19 protein-coding genes and 1 pseudogene are annotated in these 16,549 nt (G+C 65.4%); 10 read left to right on the top strand and 10 right to left on the bottom strand.

Going from position 1 to position 16,549, the window contains the following annotated elements; genetic code table 11:
- Positions 1 to 9: 9 nt before the first annotated feature.
- Complete coding sequence (locus A5686_RS28405; RefSeq protein ID WP_082947591.1) at positions 10 to 249, top strand: DUF2795 domain-containing protein; 240 nt, start codon at positions 10 to 12, stop codon at positions 247 to 249.
- A 144-nt stretch (positions 250 to 393) separates the two neighbouring features.
- Here A5686_RS28405 and A5686_RS28205 read toward each other — a convergent pair whose 3' ends face one another.
- The 5 genes from A5686_RS28205 to echA20 all read right to left on the bottom strand — a co-directional run bounded on the left by A5686_RS28205 (position 394) and on the right by echA20 (position 4,226).
- The gene (locus tag A5686_RS28205) at positions 394 to 522 is read right to left on the bottom strand and encodes a hypothetical protein (protein ID WP_255405009.1); all 129 of its coding nucleotides are present in this window, start codon (positions 520 to 522) and stop codon (positions 394 to 396) included.
- A gap of 191 nt (positions 523 to 713) precedes the next feature.
- Positions 714 to 1,787: a (3aS,4S,5R,7aS)-5-hydroxy-7a-methyl-1-oxo-octahydro-1H-indene-4-carboxyl-CoA dehydrogenase gene (ipdC, locus tag A5686_RS11200; protein ID WP_067934064.1), complete on the bottom strand. Its 1,074-nt coding sequence runs from the start codon at positions 1,785 to 1,787 to the stop codon at positions 714 to 716.
- Complete coding sequence (ipdB, locus tag A5686_RS11195; protein ID WP_067934062.1) at positions 1,787 to 2,539, bottom strand: cholesterol ring-cleaving hydrolase subunit IpdB; 753 nt, start codon at positions 2,537 to 2,539, stop codon at positions 1,787 to 1,789. Before ipdB ends, ipdC begins: the two co-directional genes overlap by 1 nt.
- Positions 2,536 to 3,420, bottom strand: coding sequence for a cholesterol ring-cleaving hydrolase subunit IpdA (gene ipdA, locus A5686_RS11190; RefSeq protein ID WP_067934060.1), 885 nt, complete (start codon positions 3,418 to 3,420; stop codon positions 2,536 to 2,538). The genes ipdB and ipdA overlap by 4 nt, the downstream gene beginning before the upstream one ends.
- Before the next feature lie 47 nt (positions 3,421 to 3,467).
- Complete coding sequence (gene echA20, locus A5686_RS11185; RefSeq protein WP_067934058.1) at positions 3,468 to 4,226, bottom strand: (7aS)-7a-methyl-1,5-dioxo-2,3,5,6,7,7a-hexahydro-1H-indene-carboxyl-CoA hydrolase; 759 nt, start codon at positions 4,224 to 4,226, stop codon at positions 3,468 to 3,470.
- A 96-nt stretch (positions 4,227 to 4,322) separates the two neighbouring features.
- Here echA20 and A5686_RS11180 point away from each other — a divergent pair, with 96 nt between their 5' ends.
- Both A5686_RS11180 and A5686_RS11175 read left to right on the top strand, forming a co-directional pair.
- The gene (locus A5686_RS11180) at positions 4,323 to 5,081 is read left to right on the top strand and encodes an SDR family oxidoreductase (RefSeq protein ID WP_082947597.1); all 759 of its coding nucleotides are present in this window, start codon (positions 4,323 to 4,325) and stop codon (positions 5,079 to 5,081) included.
- A 16-nt stretch (positions 5,082 to 5,097) separates the two neighbouring features.
- Positions 5,098 to 6,004 (top strand): annotated as a pseudogene (locus tag A5686_RS11175) (SDR family oxidoreductase).
- Here A5686_RS11175 and A5686_RS11170 read toward each other — a convergent pair.
- The 4 genes from A5686_RS11170 to A5686_RS11155 are packed head-to-tail and all read right to left on the bottom strand — an operon-like array spanning position 6,001 to position 8,528.
- A complete protein-coding gene (locus A5686_RS11170) occupies positions 6,001 to 6,453 on the bottom strand; it encodes a nitroreductase family deazaflavin-dependent oxidoreductase (RefSeq protein WP_067934054.1) in 453 nt (150 codons plus the stop codon). The pseudogene A5686_RS11175 and the gene A5686_RS11170 overlap by 4 nt on opposite strands.
- A gap of 39 nt (positions 6,454 to 6,492) precedes the next feature.
- Positions 6,493 to 6,945, bottom strand: coding sequence for a nitroreductase family deazaflavin-dependent oxidoreductase (locus tag A5686_RS11165; protein ID WP_067934053.1), 453 nt, complete (start codon positions 6,943 to 6,945; stop codon positions 6,493 to 6,495).
- 9 nt (positions 6,946 to 6,954) lie between these two features.
- Positions 6,955 to 7,344, bottom strand: a complete 390-nt coding sequence (locus A5686_RS11160; RefSeq protein WP_197520550.1) for a hypothetical protein — start codon at positions 7,342 to 7,344, stop codon at positions 6,955 to 6,957.
- Positions 7,345 to 7,364: 20 nt separating this feature from the next.
- Positions 7,365 to 8,528 (bottom strand): steroid 3-ketoacyl-CoA thiolase, encoded by a 1,164-nt coding sequence (locus A5686_RS11155; RefSeq protein ID WP_067934049.1) that lies wholly within the window; start codon positions 8,526 to 8,528, stop codon positions 7,365 to 7,367.
- Positions 8,529 to 8,660: 132 nt separating this feature from the next.
- Between A5686_RS11155 and A5686_RS11150 the strand changes: the two genes are divergently transcribed.
- The 7 genes from A5686_RS11150 (at position 8,661) to A5686_RS11120 (ending at position 15,617) form a co-directional block, all read left to right on the top strand.
- Positions 8,661 to 9,911 carry a cytochrome P450 gene (locus A5686_RS11150; RefSeq protein WP_067934048.1) on the top strand — a complete coding sequence of 417 codons (1,251 nt, stop codon included), beginning with the start codon at positions 8,661 to 8,663 and terminating at the stop codon, positions 9,909 to 9,911.
- Positions 9,911 to 10,954: an acyl-CoA dehydrogenase family protein gene (locus A5686_RS11145; protein ID WP_067934045.1), complete on the top strand. Its 1,044-nt coding sequence runs from the start codon at positions 9,911 to 9,913 to the stop codon at positions 10,952 to 10,954. The genes A5686_RS11150 and A5686_RS11145 overlap by 1 nt, the downstream gene beginning before the upstream one ends.
- Entirely contained in the window at positions 10,945 to 12,108 is a 1,164-nt protein-coding gene (gene fadE29, locus A5686_RS11140; RefSeq protein ID WP_067934044.1) for an acyl-CoA dehydrogenase FadE29, read from the top strand. Before A5686_RS11145 ends, fadE29 begins: the two co-directional genes overlap by 10 nt.
- Entirely contained in the window at positions 12,105 to 13,067 is a 963-nt protein-coding gene (locus A5686_RS11135; protein WP_067934042.1) for a bifunctional MaoC family dehydratase N-terminal/OB-fold nucleic acid binding domain-containing protein, read from the top strand. The genes fadE29 and A5686_RS11135 overlap by 4 nt, the downstream gene beginning before the upstream one ends.
- The gene (locus A5686_RS11130) at positions 13,064 to 13,465 is read left to right on the top strand and encodes a MaoC family dehydratase (RefSeq protein ID WP_067934040.1); all 402 of its coding nucleotides are present in this window, start codon (positions 13,064 to 13,066) and stop codon (positions 13,463 to 13,465) included. The genes A5686_RS11135 and A5686_RS11130 overlap by 4 nt, the downstream gene beginning before the upstream one ends.
- Complete coding sequence (locus A5686_RS11125) at positions 13,465 to 14,634, top strand: lipid-transfer protein (protein ID WP_067934039.1); 1,170 nt, start codon at positions 13,465 to 13,467, stop codon at positions 14,632 to 14,634. Before A5686_RS11130 ends, A5686_RS11125 begins: the two co-directional genes overlap by 1 nt.
- Before the next feature lie 137 nt (positions 14,635 to 14,771).
- Positions 14,772 to 15,617, top strand: a complete 846-nt coding sequence (locus tag A5686_RS11120) for an endonuclease domain-containing protein (RefSeq protein ID WP_067934141.1) — start codon at positions 14,772 to 14,774, stop codon at positions 15,615 to 15,617.
- Between the two features lie 57 nt (positions 15,618 to 15,674).
- On the opposite strand, the gene A5686_RS11115 is transcribed toward A5686_RS11120, so the two are convergent.
- The gene (locus A5686_RS11115) at positions 15,675 to 16,547 is read right to left on the bottom strand and encodes a MaoC family dehydratase (protein ID WP_067934037.1); all 873 of its coding nucleotides are present in this window, start codon (positions 16,545 to 16,547) and stop codon (positions 15,675 to 15,677) included.
- Positions 16,548 to 16,549 lie beyond the last annotated feature (2 nt).

Here is a 16,549-nt window from a genome sequence, read left to right as displayed (position 1 = left end):
CCTACAGCGATGGTTTTACCAACAGAAGAAAAACCCGAAGCGATAACCGAATCGACTACCGAGCGCCAGCTTCGCAGGTGCCTCGAAGGTGTCCGATTTCCAGCCAGCAAGGATGATCTACTGGTTGCCGCGCTCAGCGACCGGTGTGATGAGCAAGCCGCCGACTCCCTGCGCACCATTCCGTCGATAACCTACGCCAACGCCTCTCAAGTCCTCGCACAAACCAGCGTTCGAATAACACAGTGCTGAGGAATGAAAACTAAAGAGTAACGGCACTCATTAATGGGCATTTCGAGTCGGCAACAAAGATCTCCAGCCGTTTTACGCAATATTCCACACGTGTCAAAAGACGGCGATAGCATCGGTTAGCCGGCGGCAGTTAGCCTGCCGCCGTCAGTTCACCATCAGAAAGGTGTGACCGATGAGGACGAAGAGCACCAAGAAGATACTGAAAGCTATTGCAGCGGCCGCAGTGCTGACGGGTGTGGCGATGGGGTCGTCGGGCTGCATAACGATCGACATTCCCCGGGCTCCTGTCTTCGCAAATTAGTGGCGCGCCAGATCGCACTTGACCACCAATCACACGGAATCCGCCGCGGTTGATTGACTGTCGGCTGATCAGGGCGTTGCCGCTGGTTGGTCACCGCTCTGACCACGGCAGGTTTCCGCGGCGCTGAGGTCGCCGAAGATTGGCCGCCAACGCGATCCGGCGGCTACGCCCCCTCGATCAGTCCGGATGCCGCCTGCAGGTGCTTGACCGCGTCGCGCACGACGGTCTCGATCAGCTCGGCGCACGACGGCAGGTCCTCGAGAATGCCGGCTACCTGTCCGGAAGCCAGCACGCCGGCCTCGGTGTTGCCGTCAACCAAGCCGGCCTTCAACAGCATTGGCGTGTTGGCCGCCATGACCACCTGCGACCACGTCAGTTCTTTGCCGCGGCGCATCGCCAGGCCGTCGCTGATCATCGACCGCCAGGTCATCTGCGACATGTGCTTGAACTTGGCGGCATTGCGCACGGCCGCGGTGAGGCCACGCACCGGCGAACCGCCTTCCAGCTTCTCGACCAGGCCGGTGCGCAGCACCCGGTGCGGCATGCCGTCCACACGGGTCGTGACGACCGTGCCGTCCAACGCCGACTCGAGGTAGCGGCGTTTCACCGCATCGGGCACGGTCGAATCCGAGGTGAGCAGGAAGCGAGTGCCCATCGCCACGCCGGCGGCACCGTAACTCAATGCGGCCGCAAGGCCGCGACCATCGAAGAAACCACCGGCGGCGATCACCGGAATCCCGCTGCCCTGCACGGCATCCAGGACCGAGGGCAAAAGCAAGGTCGTGGCGACGGGGCCGGTGTGGCCACCGCCCTCGCCGCCCTGCACAATCATCGCGTCGGCGCCCCAGCCGACCACCTTGCGGGCGTGCTTGGCCGCGCCGATCGACGGAATCACCACTGCACCAGCATCTTTCAGCTGGGCGATGAGTTCCTGCTTAGGGGCCAGGGCGAAGGACGCCACCTTGACGCCTTCGCGGATCATCAGGTCGACGCGGTCGCCGGCGTCGGCGGCATCGGCGCGGATGTTCACACCGAACGGTTTGTCGGTGGCGGACTTGACCTTGCCGATGGCCGTCGCCAGTTCGTCCAGCGTCATGGTGGCCGAGGCCAGGATGCCCAGTCCGCCGGCGTTGGCGGTGGCCGACACCAGCCGTGCGCCGGCCACCCAGCCCATGCCGGTTTGAACCACCGGGTGCTCGACACCGACCAGCTCGGTCAGCGGCGTGCGCAGCTTCATCAACGGATCTCTCTGTCGCGCAGCGCCTTCGGGTCGATGACCTCGCGGATCAGGCGCAGCTCGTCGTCGGTCGGGAGTCTGGTATCCGCGGCGCCGTCCAGGCCGTGGACCTCGAACGAGGTGTTCTCGGCGACCTCGCCGGCAGTGACGCCGGGATGCAGGGACACCGCCCGCATGGTGTGCTCGGGCCCGCCGAAGTCGAACACGCCGAGGTTGGACACCACCCGATACGTGTTGGCGAAGCGGAACGCCGGGTTGTCGGGGTCGACGTTGTCCCAGCCTACCCCGCAGACGATGTCGACCTTTTCGCAGAACACCCGCTTGGAATGGTTGCCCACCCAGTAGCTGGTCGCGTGGTTGATGGCATTGCCGGGCGCGCCGCGGACACCGAACATCTGGCGTTTGGGCTGCCGCAACGGACCCAGAGCCGAGATGTTCTGATTGCCAAAGCGGTCAACCTGATTGGCGCCCATCACCACGTGCCGCCGGCCCCAGGCCAGGGTTTCGAAGACCCGGCCGAACGGCATCCAGCCCTCGACGGGTGCGGACACGCCCAGGGCGGGGGTCTCGGCCAGCAGCTGGGCCTCGCCATCGGTCAGCAGGATGTCCGGCGAGAAGGTCAAGCGGGCCAATCGAGCCCCGACCGAGGCCATGTTCGTCATCGGGCTGACCATGATCTCGCCGGCGTCCCTGAACAATTCGGCGCAGGCGACCGCGCAGATTTCGGGTCGCGTGATCGCGTCGCCGCTCATGACGAGGCCTCCTCTTTGAAAGCGCGCACGGCCGCCTGATAGTCCTCTTCGCTGCCCGACAGGTAGGTTTGCGCAAACTTCCGCCAACCCTCGTCCGTCGAGGCGGCCTCGGCGTAGTGCCGCTGGAACTTCTCGTCGCGGCCGTAATCCGGTGCGGCGGTGGTGAAGTGGGCACCGCCCGGTGCCTCAACCACATGGTCGACCATCATGCGGTTCACCAGCAGCGCCTGCGGGGGAACCGCCTTGACCAGCTCTTGGGTGGACACGACGCGTTCCACCGACAAAAAGCGGTCTTCGGCGGCCATCAGGAACAGGTCGTCGAAGTACGGGTCGATTCCGGTGTAGGCCGCATTGCCCTGCGCATCACCGAGATTGAGGTGAGCGAATGCGGCGTCCAGGCGCAGTGCCGGCATTGCGATCAGGGTCTCGTGCCCGCCGCCGGGTGCCGGATACGGGCTGGTCACCGTCTGCAGTTCGCCCTCCCAGAAGTCCGGTACCGAGCTGCCCAGCCCGGCCCGGATCGGCAGGAACGGCAGGCGCTGCGCGGCGGCCTGCAGTCCGCAGCGCAGCATGCCTTCATCCATCTCCCGCGCCTCGATCGCGCCACTGGCACGGGATTTGGCGAACCAGGGGTCGTAGAAGGGCGGGGAGTCCAGCGAAACGAATCCGTAGTAGACCCGCTTGACCTTGCCGGCCGAGCACAGCAGGCCCAGGTCCGGCCCGCCGTAGGTGACGACGGTCAGGTCGGTGATGTCGGTGCGTAGCAACGCACGCACGAAAGCCATCGGCTTGCGCCGCGATCCCCATCCGCCGATACCGATCGTCATGCCGCTACGCAATTGTGCGACGGCCTCGGCGAGGGTGGTTCTTTTGTCGGCCACTATTCGCCGCTCCTAATCATCGCTTCGCTCTGCATCGTCGTCGGCGGCTAAGCCTTCTCGCCCTTCGTCGTACCGGCGAAGGCGTCGCGGTGCTCGTCGGACACTCCGGCCAGGTTGAGTTCGAACGTAAAGCCCTGCTCCATGCGGTAACTCGAGTTGACCCGTTGCACGTCGATCAAATTCAGCGCCTCTTTGGCCGCCCGAATGACACGGGTGTCCTTGGCGGCGATGTCGCGCGCGACCCGTAGGGCGGCCTCGTCGAGCTCGTCGCGCGGCACCACCTCGTGCACCGAACCGAAGTGGTGCAGGGTGGCGGCGTCCACGGTGGCGGCGGTGAAGAACAGCCGCCGCATCATGTGCTGGGGAACCAGGCGCGACAGGTGCGTCGCCGCGCCGAGCGCCCCGCGCTCCACTTCGGGCAGCCCGAAGGTGGCGTCGTCGGACGCCACGATCACATCGGAGTTGCCGACCAGCCCGATGCCGCCGCCGACGCAGAATCCGTTCACCGCGGCGACAACGGGGACCGCGCACTCGTAGACCGCGCGGAACGCGGCGAAGCAGCCGCGGTTGGCGTCGATCAGGGCGGTGAATCCCTCGGTGCGCTGCATCTCCTTGATGTCGACCCCGGCGTTGAAGCCCCGGCCCTCGGCGCGCAGGATCACCACGTGGGTCTTGGGATCTTGGCCGGCGGCGGTGATGGCATCGGCGAGTTCGAACCAGCCGCGCGACGGGATGGCGTTGACGGGCGGGAAGTCGACGGTGACCGCGACGATGCCCGGTTCGGTGACGGTGGATGTGATGGGCAAGGTGCCACTTCCTTGTGGGGGTAACTACCTAAGCAAGCACTTGCTTGGTACGCTAGCACAGTGACTCGCGCCGAAGCATGCCCCCCATTTGAAGCCATCAACTTGGGGCTGGCCGGGCGGGTGGTTCTCGTCACCGGCGGTGTTCGCGGGGTGGGTTCCGGCGTCAGCTCCGTTTTCGCCGAGCAGGGCGCCACCGTCGTAACCTGTGCGCGGCGGTCGGTCGAGGGGTTGCCGTATGAGTTCCACTCCTGCGACGTCCGCGACGACGACGCTGTCAAGGGGTTGATCGACACCATCATCGAGCGGCACGGTCGGCTCGACATCGTCGTCAACAACGCCGGGGGGTCACCCTACGTGCTGACCGCGGAGTCCAGCGCCAAGTTCAACCGCAAGATCATCGAACTCAATCTGATTGGCGCGCTGTCGGTTTCGCAGCACGCAAATGCTCACATGCAAAGCCAGCAGCAGGGCGGATCGATCATCAACATCTGCAGCCTGTCCGGCCGCCGGCCCTCCCCGGGCACCGGCGCCTATGGGGCGGCCAAGGCCGGCCTGGAAAGCCTCACGCAGACGCTTGCCGTGGAGTGGGGCCCGAAGGTCCGGGTGAACTCTTGTGTGGTCGGCATGGTGGAGACCGAGCAGTCCGAATTGTTCTACGGCGACCCCGACTCCATCGCCGCGATCTCGAAGAACGTGCCTCTCGGCCGGCTGGCGAAGCCCGAAGATATCGGCTGGGCCGCAGCGTTTTTGGCGTCCGACTTGGCGTCCTACATCAGCGGGGCCTCGCTCGAGGTGCACGGCGGCGGCGAGCCCCCGCACTATCTGTCCACCACGACCGCAAGCGCGGTCAAATAGAGGAGACAAGAAAACTATGGGAGTGGTTGACGGCCGCGTCGTCATCGTCACCGGAGCGGGCGGCGGTATCGGTCGCGCGCATGCGCTGGCCTTCGCCGAAGAAGGCGCGCGCGTGGTGGTCAACGACATCGGGGTGGGCCTGGACGGTTCACCGGCCGGCGGTGGCAGCGCCGCCCAGAGCGTGGTCGACGAAATCACCGCCGCCGGTGGCGAAGCCGTCGCCGACGGATCCGACGTCGCGGATTGGGGCCAGGCGGCGAGCCTGATCCAGACCGCGGTCGAGACCTTCGGCGGTCTGGACGTTTTGGTGAACAACGCCGGCATCGTGCGGGACCGGATGATGGCGAACACCAGCGAGGAGGAGTTTGACGCCGTGATCGCCGTGCATCTGAAGGGGCACTTCGCCATGATGCGCCACGCCGCGTCGTACTGGCGTGGGCTGTCCAAAGAGGGCAAAACCGTAGACGCCCGGATCATCAACACCAGTTCGGGTGCCGGCCTGCAGGGCAGCGTGGGCCAGGGCAACTACAGCGCCGCCAAGGCCGGCATCGCGGCACTGACACTGGTCGCCGCGGCCGAGATGGGTCGCTACGGCGTCACCGTCAACGCCATCGCGCCTTCGGCCCGGACCCGTAATGACCGAGACGGTGTTCGCCGAGATGATGGCGACGCAGGACCAAGACTTCGACGCCATGGCCCCGGAAAACGTTTCACCGCTGGTGGTTTGGCTGGGCAGCGCCGAATCTCGCGACGTCACCGGCAAGGTGTTCGAGGTCGAGGGAGGCAAGATCCGGGTCGCCGAGGGCTGGGCGCACGGCCCCGAGATCGACAAGGGCGCGCGGTGGGATCCCGCGGAGCTGGGGCGCGTCGTCGCCGATCTGCTTGCCAAGGCGCGCCGGCCGGTCCCCGTCTACGGCGCCTAGCGCGGTTCGCACACCACCAGCGGGATGACCCGGTCTGCGGCCTCGCGGTACTTGCGATAGGGCGGGTACATTCGCGTTAATCGGGGCCAATATCGTTCGCGCTCAGCGTCGGTCGCGTCGCGGGCGACCAAGTCCAGACGCTGGGCTCGGATCTGCAGCCGCACCTCGGGATTCTTTTTGAGGTTGAGATACCACAACGGATGTTCGTCGCGCCCGCCGAAGGTCGCGGGCAGGATCACCCGTTCGCCGTCACGCAGGTACAGCGTCGCGGTGGTTCGCGGCTCGCCGGACTTGCGTCCGGTGGTGGTGAGCAGGGCCGCCGGGAACCGCAGCAGCTTCGCCCCGACCTTGCCGTCGGTTCGTCGGTACACCCAGATATGGGCGCGCGCGAAATATTTGAGCAGCAGGGCAATCGGGCGTGAGTTGCGAATCCAGCGGCGGTCGGACATGGTGCCCAGATGATTCCCCCACCTGGACGAGTTGAAAACTCAGGGGTCGCAGATCACGATCGGGATGACGCGATCTGTCCAGGCCCGGTAGTCGTCGAAGGAGGGATACATGGCGTCCAACTTGGGCCAGTACTCGGCGCGTTCCGCCTCGGTGGCATCGCGGGCCTGCAGCTGCAGGACCTCATCCTTGATCTGCACGGAGACTTTGGGATTGGCCTTGAGGTTGAGGTACCAGAGCGGGTGTTTGTCGCTGCCTCCCCTGGATGCGACCAGGACCACCCGGTTTCCCTCGCGCAGGTAGAGCAACGGGCTCACCCGCGGTTCACCGGTCTTGCGGCCCGTGGTGGTGAGCAGAGCTACCGGAGCCTTCTGGAAGGTGCCTCCGAACTTTCCGTTGCTGCGCTTATAGATCCACGTGTTGCCCTTGGCCATCCATTTTATGAAGAAGCCTACCCAGGGGGCATTGAGTGAACGTGGCTTGGCCTTGGGCATGAGAGTTCCTTAGCGCTGAATGTACGGTTGGAAGCGAACTTCGATGTGGTGGATTTCGGCTCTCCCGCTTGAACTTTCGGCGGGGATCACGAAGGTCTCGTTGATACGTGCGGCGAGTTGCCGGCCGCCGAACGCCGCCTTGGTCAGCACCTGGTACGCCGCGTGGACCTCATCACCGTCGATGCGGTAGTCCGGCGGTGTCGTGGCCGCGAGCAACCGATACTGGATTCCACGATTAAGGCTGCGTCGCAGGTGATTTCCGGAGAAACCGTTCTTGATTCCCTGCTCGGTGCGGGTGCAGTGCGCCGCGAACGGAACGGCATCACCGTCATGGCTGACCAACGCGTCGATGTAGGACTGCGCCGCGGCGATGCGGCTGTCGTCAGAGACGCTCACCAACAGGCCGAAACGATCGAACGCTAGATGCGTTCGATGATGGTGCCGGTCGACAGGGCGCCGCCCGCGCACATGGTGATCAGTGCGGTGGTCTGGTCGGTGCGTTCCAGCTCGTGCAGGGCGGTGGTGATCAGCCGGCTGCCGGTGCAGCCGACCGGGTGCCCCAGCGCGATGGCCCCGCCGTTGACGTTGACCTTGGCCATGTCCGGATCGTGCACACGTGCCCAGGACAGCACGACCGAGGCGAACGCCTCGTTGATCTCGGTGATGTCGATGTCGCCCATCTTCATCCCGGCCTTCTCCAGTACCTTCGCCGTCGACTGCACCGGCCCGTCCAGGTGGTAATACGGCTCGGCCCCGACCAGTGCCTGGCTGACGATGCGGGCCCGCGGCCGCAGGCCCAGCGCCTTGGCCTTGTCCTCGTCCATCCACAGCACGGCCGCCGCGCCGTCGGAGATCTGCGACGAGGTTCCCGCCGTGTGGATTCCGCCCTCGAGGACCGGCTTCAGCGCGGAGAGGCCCGACAGCGTGGTCTCGCGCAGGCCCTGGTCGCGGCTGATGGTGACGCGCTCGGCCGTGGGTTGCTTGTTCTCGTCGAGCGCCGGCGCCTCGATCGGGGAGATCTCACGATCGAAGCGGCCCTCTTCCCAGGCCTGCTTGGCCCTGGTCTGGGACGCCAAACCGAACTCGTCGATCTCCTCACGAGTGATGCCGCGCCGCTTGGCGATCCGCTCGGCCGCGGTGAACTGGTCAGGCAAGTCGATGTCCCACGACGCGGGACGCAGGATGCTGCGGTCCGGACCTGCGTTCGCGCCGAGCCCGACACGGCTCATCGCCTCGATTCCGCACGCGATGCCGACGTCGATGGCGCCTGCCGCGATCAGACCGGCGACCAGGCCGTTGGCCTGTTGGCCGCTGCCGCATTGGCAATCCACGGTCATGGCGCCGACGTGCTCCGGCAGCCCGGCCACCAGCCAGCTGACCCGGCTGATGTTGTTGGACTGCTCGCCGTACTGTGTCACACAGCCGCCGATGACCTGTTCGACGTCACCGGCGTCGATTCCGGCCTTTTCGACCAGCGCCTTCTGGACCGCACCCAACAGCTCGGTGGCGTGCAGACCGGACAACCATCCGTTCCGCTTGCCGATGGGGCTACGAGTGGCTTCAACGATGACAGGGTTACCCATCCCGTCAGGCTAGAACACGTTTCATTACTCTGACAAGCGAGGATGGCGACCTGCCTTTTATCTGCGCAGGAGGCATGTTTTACTGGCACTAGAACACGTTGCAATTAGTGTTGTAAAAGGAGCGCACCCTACATGGCACCCCCCAACATTCCCGCCGACTTCGACTTCCTTGACCCCGACGTCAATCTTGCCGCGTTGCCCGTCGAGGAGCTGGCACAGCTGCGCAAGGCAGAGCCGATCCACTGGGTTGACATCCCGAACGGCGCGGGCGGGTTCGAGGACCACGGATATTGGATCGTCACCAAGCACGCTGACGTCAAGGAGGTGTCGAAGCGCAGCGACATCTTCTCGAGCTGGATGAACGGCGCCATCCCGACCTGGCCGCCGGAGATGAAGCGGGAGCAGGTCGAGCTGCAGCGCAGCGTCATGCTCAACATGGACGCGCCGCACCACACCCGGCTGCGCAAGATCATCTCGCGCGGGTTCACGCCGCGGGCAATCGGACGGCTGGAAGCCGAACTGGCCCAACGTGCCCAGAACATCGCCGAGACCGCCGCGAAAGAGGGCAGCGGTGACTTCGTCGAGCAGGTGTCGTGCGAGCTGCCCCTGCAAGCCATCGCGGGCCTGCTCGGCGTTCCCCAGGAGGACCGCGACAAGCTCTTCCGCTGGTCCAACGAGATGACCGGTGGCACCGACCCCGAGTACGCCACCGTCGATCCCGCGCAGTCGTCGATGGAACTGATCACGTACGCCATGGCCATGGCCGAGGAGCGTGGCAAGAACCCCACCGACGACATCGTCACCACCCTGATCCAGGCCGACATCGACGGCGAGAAGCTCTCCGATGACGAGTTCGGTTTCTTCGTAGTCATGCTGGCCGTGGCGGGCAACGAGACGACACGAAACTCGATCACGCACGGCATGATCGCCTTCGCCGACAACCCCGATCAATGGGAGCTCTTCAAGAGGGAACGCCCGGCGACCGCCGCGGACGAGATCATCCGGTGGGCCACTCCGGTTTCGGCCTTCCAGCGCACCGCCAACGAGGACACCGAGTTGGGCGGCGTGCAGATCAAAAAGGGTCAGCGGGTGGTGATGTCGTATCGGTCGGCCAACTTCGACGAAGAGGTCTTCGAAGACCCGCACACCTTCAACATCCTGCGCGACCCGAACCCGCACGTCGGGTTCGGCGGCACCGGCGCCCACTATTGCATCGGTGCGAACCTGGCCCGCATGACGATCAACCTGATCTTCAACGCGGTCGCCGATCACATGCCGAATCTCAAGCCGACTGGCGAACCCGAGCGGTTACGTTCGGGCTGGCTCAACGGCATCAAGCACTGGCAGGTCGACTACGCCGGCAATGCCGCGGTGACGTCCTGATGGACTTCGATCTCACTGCGACGCAACGGGCCGTCGCCGATGTGGTGACGTCGGTTACCGAGCGTGAATTGAGCTGGGACGCATTGGTCGACGGCGGCGTGACGGCGCTACCCGTGCCCGAACGCCTTGGTGGCGACGGCGTGGGTCTGCTCGAGGTCGCCACCGTGCTGACCGAGATCGGCCGCCACGGCGCGATCACGCCGGCCCTGGCCACTCTGGGTTTCGGCGTGCTGCCACTGCTTGATTTTGCCTCCGGCGAGCAGCAGGACCGGTTCCTGGCAGGCGTCGCCAAGGGCGCCGTGCTGACCGCCGCCCTCAACGAGCCGGGCGCTGCGCTGCCGGACCGACCCTCGACCAGCTTCGCCAACGGCCGGCTGTCGGGCACCAAGGTCGGCGTCGGCTATGCCGGACAAGCGGATTGGATCATCGTCACGGCCGACAGCGCGGTTGTCGTCGTATCGCCGAAAGCCAACGGTGTCGACGTGGTTCGAACCCCGACCTCCAACGGCTCCGAGGAATACACGGTCACGTTCGCCGACGTCGCGGTAGCAGACCATGACGTTTTGCCGGGCACGACGGCTCCCCAAGTCAACCAGTTGGCGCTGGCCACCATCGGCGCCTACGCCGACGGGCTGGTGGCCGGAGCGCTGCGGCTGACCGCCGACTACGTGGCCAACCGCAAGCAGTTCGGCAAGCCTCTGTCGACATTCCAGACCGTGGCCGCCCAGCTCGCCGAGGTCTACATCGCCTCGCGCACCATCGATTTGGTGGCGAAATCGGTTGCCTGGGGACTGTTCGAAAGGGGTGGATCGGCCCCTCAAGTGCAAGACGACCTGGATGTCCTCGGCTACTGGATCACATCGCAGGCGCCGCCGGCCATGCAGATCTGCCATCACCTGCACGGCGGGATGGGAATGGACATCACCTATCCGATGCACCGGTACTACTCCACGATCAAGGACCTGTCCCGGCTGCTGGGCGGTTCTTCGCTACGCCTTGACCTCCTCGCAGGCCTCGATCTGGTGGGAGCGCAATGTTCATAGACCTGACTCCGGAGCAGCGTCAGCTGCAAGCGGAACTGCGGGAATACTTTTCGAACCTGATCTCGTCAGACGAGATGAAGGCCATGGAGGCCGACCGGCACAACGAGGCCTACCGCGCGGTGATCCGGCGAATGGGCCGGGACGGCAAGCTCGGCGTCGGATGGCCAAAGGAGTTCGGCGGGTTGGGGTTCGGCCCCATCGAGCAGTCGATCTTCGTCAACGAAGCGCACCGGGCCGACGTGCCGCTGCCCGCGGTGACATTGCAGACGGTCGGTCCGACACTGCAGCAGTTCGGCAGCGATCTGCAGAAGAAGAAATTCTTGCCGGCCATCCTCGCCGGCGAGGTTCACTTCGCGATCGGCTACACCGAGCCCGAGGCCGGAACCGATCTCGCCTCCCTGCGCACGACTGCCGTGCGCCACGGCGACGAGTACATCGTCAACGGGCAGAAGATCTTCACCACCGGCGCCCACGACGCGGACTACATCTGGCTGGCCTGCCGTACCGACCCGGAAGCCGTGAAGCACAAGGGCATTTCGATCCTGATCGTCGACACGAAGGATCCCGGTTACTCCTGGACGCCGATCATCCTGTCCGACGGTGCCCACCACACCAACGCCACCTACTACAACGACGTACGGGTGCCCGCCGAGATGTTGGTCGGCGAGGAGAACGGCGGGTGGCGGCTGATCACCACCCAACTCAACAACGAGCGGGTCATGCTGGGCCCTGCCGGCCGCACCGCAGGCATCTACGACCGCGTGCAAGCGTGGGCCTCTAAACCGGGCAGTGACGGTGTCACGCCGATCGACCACCAGGACGTCAAGCGGGCGCTCGGTGAGATCCATGCGATGTGGCGAGTCAACGAGCTGCTCAACTGGCAAGTAGCGGCCGCGGGTGAGGACATCAACGTGGCCGACGCCGCGTCGACGAAAGTCTTTGGCACGGAGCGCGTCCAGTACATCGGACGACTCGCCGAAGAGATCGTCGGCAGGTACGGCAACCCCGCCGATGCGGACACCGCCGACCTGCTCAACTGGCTGGATTCGCAGACCAAGCGCAACCTGGTCATCACTTTCGGTGGGGGCGTGAACGAGGTGATGCGCGAGATGATCGCCGCATCGGGTCTCAAGGTGCCGAGGGTGCCTCGATGACCGACATTCAGGACGCCATCGCAGAAATCACGGCCACCGTCGTCGCAAAGCCGCGGGACGCCCGGGATCCGGTGAACCAGCCGACGATCAACAACTGGGTCGAGGCGCTCGGCGACCGTAACCCGATCTACGTCGATGAGGCCGCCGCCAAGGCCGCCGGTCACCCCGGAATTGTCGCCCCGCCGGCGATGATTCAGGTGTGGACGATGTTCGGCCTCGCGGGCGAACGCCCGACCGACGACCCCATGGGCCCGATCATGCAGCTGTTCGACGAGGCCGGGTACATCGGGGTGGTCGCTACCAACTGCGAGCAGACTTACCACCGATACCTACGTCCGGGCGAGCAGGTCACCGTCACCTCCGAGATGCGCGACGTGGTCGGTCCCAAGCAGACCGGGCTCGGTGAGGGCTGGTTCATCAACCAGCACATCACATGGCGCGTCGGTGACGAGGTCGTCGCCGAGATGGCCTGGCGCATTTTGAAATTCAGGCCCCGAGAGGATTCCGGCGTCGTCGGATCCGTCCCGGATGACCTGGACGCCGAGGCCATGATGCGGCCCGCGGTGTCGCGCGACACGGCTTTCTTCTGGGAGGGTGTCAAAGCGCACGAGTTGCGCATCCAGCGTCTCGCCGACGGCACCCTGCAACACCCGCCGGTGCCGGCGGTGTGGCAGGACAAGGCCGCGCCCATCGACTACGCGGTGGCCAGCGGTCGGGGCACGGTGTTCAGCTTCGTGGTGCACCACGCGCCGAAGGTGCCCGGGCGCACGCTGCCGTTCGTGATCGCACTGGTCGAACTGGAAGAGGGCGTTCGTATGCTCGGCGAGCTACGCAACGTCGACCACGCCGAGATCAAGATCGGAATGCCGGTTCGCGCAACGTATATCGACTTCCCGGCCGGTGATTCCGGCCCGGAGTGGAGTCTCTACGCTTGGACACCCTTGGGGGACCAAGCATGAGCGCACCCGTCGTCGAAGTGGGCACCACCCTGCCCGAACTCAAGCTGCATGGCTCGCCCACGTTCATCATCTCAACAGCTTTGGCCACCAGGGACTTTCAGGATGTGCACCACGACCGGGACCTGGCTCAGGCCAAGGGGTCCAAGGACATCTTCGTCAACATCCTCACCGACACCGGCCTGGTGCAGCGCTACATCACCGACTGGGCGGGTCCGACGGCGCTGATCAAATCGATCGGGCTGCGGCTCGGTGTGCCGTGGTACGCCTATGACACCGTCACGTTCTCCGGCGAGGTGACCGCCGTCAAAGATGGTTTGATCACGGTGAAGGTGTTCGGCCGCAACAGCCTGGGCGACCACGTCATCGCGAACGTTACGCTGACGATCGGGGGCGTCTGATGTTGTCGGGTAAGGCCGCGATCGTCGGCATCGGCGCCACCGACTTCTCCAAGGACTCCGGCCGCAGCGAGCTGCGTCTGGCCGCCGAGGCGGTTCTTGATGCGTTGGGCGACGCCGGGCTCTCGCCGTCGGATGTGGACGGCCTGACGACGTTCACGATGGACACCAACAACGAGACCGCCGTCGCGCGTGCGGTCGGCATCGGTGACCTGAAGTTCTTCTCGCAGATCGGATACGGTGGCGGCGCCGCGTGCGCGACCGTCCAGCAGGCGGCGATCGCCGTGGCCACCGGTGTGGCCGACGTCGTCGTCGCATACCGGGCATTCAACGAGCGCTCGGGCATGCGGTTCGGTCAGGTGCAGACCCGGCTGGTGGGAAACGCCGGCGTGCAGGCTGATTCGACGGCGGCGGATAACTCCTTCTCTTACCCGCACGGGCTGTCCACGCCGGCCGCCCAAGTCGCGATGATTGCCCAGCGCTACATGCATCTGTCCGGTGCGACCAGCCGGGACTTCGGTGCGATTTCGGTGGCCGACCGCAAGCACGCGGCCAAGAATCCGAAGGCGTATTTCTACGAGAAGCCGATAACCATTGAGGATCACCAGAATTCGCGGTGGATCGCCGAGCCGCTGCGGCTGCTGGACTGCTGCCAGGAGACCGATGGGGCGGTCGCGATCGTGGTGACCTCGACGGAGCGCGCGAAGGACCTCAAGCAGCGTCCGGCGGTCATCGAGGCGGCCGCGCAGGGCTCCAGCCCCGACCAGTACACGATGGTCAGCTACTACCGGCCCGAGCTAGGCCTACCCGAGATGGGCGTGGTGGGCCAGCAGCTCTGGTCTCAATCCGGCCTCAAGCCGACCGACATCCAGACCGCCGTGCTCTACGACCACTTCACTCCCTTCACGCTGATTCAGCTGGAGGAGTTGGGATTCTGCGGCAAGGGCGAGGCGAAGGACTTCATCGCCGATGGCGCCATCGAGATTGGCGGGCGACTGCCCATCAACACCCACGGTGGTCAGCTCGGCGAGGCCTACATCCACGGCATGAACGGCATCGCCGAGGGTGTGCGCCAACTGCGGGGCACCTCGGTGAACCCGGTGCCCGACGTCGAGCACGTCCTCGTCACCGCTGGAACCGGCGTGCCGACCTCGGGCCTGATCCTGGGCTAGGGCTGCGCTCAGGGCAGCCCTTTCGCCGAGTGTGCGGCCAGCCGCCCTTTCACGTTCGAGTGTGCGGCCAGCCGCACACTCGGTAGCGTGTGGACAGCCGAAGTGACGGCGGTGGCAGCGTCTGGGACGCTGCTCTGGTGCAAGAGCCGTTCATCGGCAGTGAGGCCATCGCTGCGGGGGCTTTGACGAAGACCCAACTCGATACGCGATGTCGACGACTGTTTCCCGACGTCTATGTGCAACGTGCTACTCAGGTTGGTACCGAGCTTCGAGCGAAGGCGGGGTGGCTATGGACGGGACGATTAGGCGTTGTCGCAGGGTTCGCCGCGGCTTGTTTACACGGCAGTAAGTGGGCCGATGATTTAGCTGTAGTCGAGTTGCTTCACGACAATCGGCGTACTCCCCCCGGGATACAGACTCACCGGGACCGCATCGAAGCGGACGAGATCGACGTGCTGGCGAGCATGCCAGTTACATCGCCGACGAGGACAGCGCTGGACCTCGGCTGCTGGTATCCGATTAAAACTGCCGTGGCAGGCATCGATTCATTGGCGGCGGCGACGGAAATTAAGGCCGCTGATGTCGAGCTGCTCGCCCGCCGGTACGCGGGACGACGCGGAATCGCGCGAGCACGACAAGCATTCGACTTGTTCGATGCAGGCGCGCAGTCCCCGAAAGAGTCGTGGCTCCGCGTCGTTTTGATCCAAGCAGGCCTGCCGCGACCGCAAACACAGATTCCGGTGTTCAACGAATTCGACAGTGCGATCGCTTATCTGGACATGGGTTGGGAGGACGTCAAGGTAGCCGTTGAGTACGACGGCGAACAGCACCGCAGGGATCGCCGGCAGTACACCTGGGACGTCCGTCGCCTGGAGAGGCTTGAGCGTCTCGGCTGGATCATCATCCGGGTGGTGGCAGGCGACCGGCCCGTAGAGATCGTCGAACGTGTTCGGACGGCGTTGGCCCGGCGAGTGTGCGCCTAGCCGCACAGTCGAGAGTGAGTGTGCGGCTAAGCGCACACTCGGCAGAAGGGAAACCCGCTAGGCGGGCACCAGTTCGACACCCGACAGCACGACCGCGTTGTCGCGCGACGGCGCAACAACGGTCGCCAGGAAGCGGCCTTCCGAAGACGCCGAGTCCTTCCAGATGCCGACCTTGAGCGTTTCGCCGGGGAACGCCACCCCGGCGAAACGCGCGCCGTAGGCCGCCACCGCGCCGGCATCACCGTCGAGCAGTGCATCGGTGATCGCCTTGCAGGTCATGCCATATGTGCACAGGCCGTGCAGAATGGGCTGGGAAAAACCTGCGGCAGCAGCGAATTCGGGATCGGAGTGCAGCGGATTGCGGTCGCCGCACAGCCGGTAGAGCAGCGCCTGCTGCGGCAGAATCGGCACGTCGACCTCGAGATCGGGTGCACGGTCCGGCGCGCCGTCGGACGTCGACGCACCGCGCTCGCCGCCGAACCCGCCTTCGCCGCGGGCGAAGATGGACCGGCGCTGCGTCCACAGCAGCGTGCCATCCGGCGCGGTCACCGTCGTCTCGCTCCAGATCACCGCGGCCTTGCCTTTGTCCCAGATGTCCGTGAACCGGGTGACGGCCTTGGCCGAGCCGGACGGCGGCAGCGGAGCGGGCGCCTCCACCCGCTCGCTGGCGTGCAGCACCTTGCCCAGCTCGATGTCGATGCCGGGGAACTTGACCGCCGGCGGCTTTGTGGCGTGGAAGGTGGCGGCCACGTTGCCGAATGTCGGTAGTACTTGCGGGGAGTCGTCGATCAGATAGCGCAGCTCGCGTGGGTCTATCGGATCGGCGCCCGCGCCCAGTCCGAGGTGGTAGAGCTGCACATCGCTACTGGCCCACGAGAATTCGATGGGATCCAGCTCGGCGTTCAGCGCGACTTCTACGTCGATTGGCATCG

It is taken from the genome of Mycobacterium sp. E2479 (genome assembly GCF_001667925.1).
Lineage (GTDB): Bacteria > Actinomycetota > Actinomycetes > Mycobacteriales > Mycobacteriaceae > Mycobacterium.
This window is presented reverse-complemented; position numbering and strand designations above follow the sequence as displayed.

Coding starts and splice junctions, on each gene's coding strand:
- A5686_RS28405 (WP_082947591.1), top strand. CDS start 10: ATGGTTTTACCAACAGAAGAAAAACCCGAAGCGATAACCGAATCGACT.
- A5686_RS28205 (WP_255405009.1), bottom strand. CDS start 522: ATGTCGATCGTTATGCAGCCCGACGACCCCATCGCCACACCCGTCAGC.
- ipdC (WP_067934064.1), bottom strand. CDS start 1,787: ATGAAGCTGCGCACGCCGCTGACCGAGCTGGTCGGTGTCGAGCACCCG.
- ipdB (WP_067934062.1), bottom strand. CDS start 2,539: ATGAGCGGCGACGCGATCACGCGACCCGAAATCTGCGCGGTCGCCTGC.
- A5686_RS11170 (WP_067934054.1), bottom strand. CDS start 6,453: ATGTCCGACCGCCGCTGGATTCGCAACTCACGCCCGATTGCCCTGCTG.
- A5686_RS11165 (WP_067934053.1), bottom strand. CDS start 6,945: ATGCCCAAGGCCAAGCCACGTTCACTCAATGCCCCCTGGGTAGGCTTC.
- A5686_RS11155 (WP_067934049.1), bottom strand. CDS start 8,528: ATGGGTAACCCTGTCATCGTTGAAGCCACTCGTAGCCCCATCGGCAAG.
- A5686_RS11150 (WP_067934048.1), top strand. CDS start 8,661: ATGGCACCCCCCAACATTCCCGCCGACTTCGACTTCCTTGACCCCGAC.
- A5686_RS11145 (WP_067934045.1), top strand. CDS start 9,911: ATGGACTTCGATCTCACTGCGACGCAACGGGCCGTCGCCGATGTGGTG.
- fadE29 (WP_067934044.1), top strand. CDS start 10,945: ATGTTCATAGACCTGACTCCGGAGCAGCGTCAGCTGCAAGCGGAACTG.
- A5686_RS11135 (WP_067934042.1), top strand. CDS start 12,105: ATGACCGACATTCAGGACGCCATCGCAGAAATCACGGCCACCGTCGTC.
- A5686_RS11130 (WP_067934040.1), top strand. CDS start 13,064: ATGAGCGCACCCGTCGTCGAAGTGGGCACCACCCTGCCCGAACTCAAG.
- A5686_RS11125 (WP_067934039.1), top strand. CDS start 13,465: ATGTTGTCGGGTAAGGCCGCGATCGTCGGCATCGGCGCCACCGACTTC.
- A5686_RS11115 (WP_067934037.1), bottom strand. CDS start 16,547: ATGCCAATCGACGTAGAAGTCGCGCTGAACGCCGAGCTGGATCCCATC.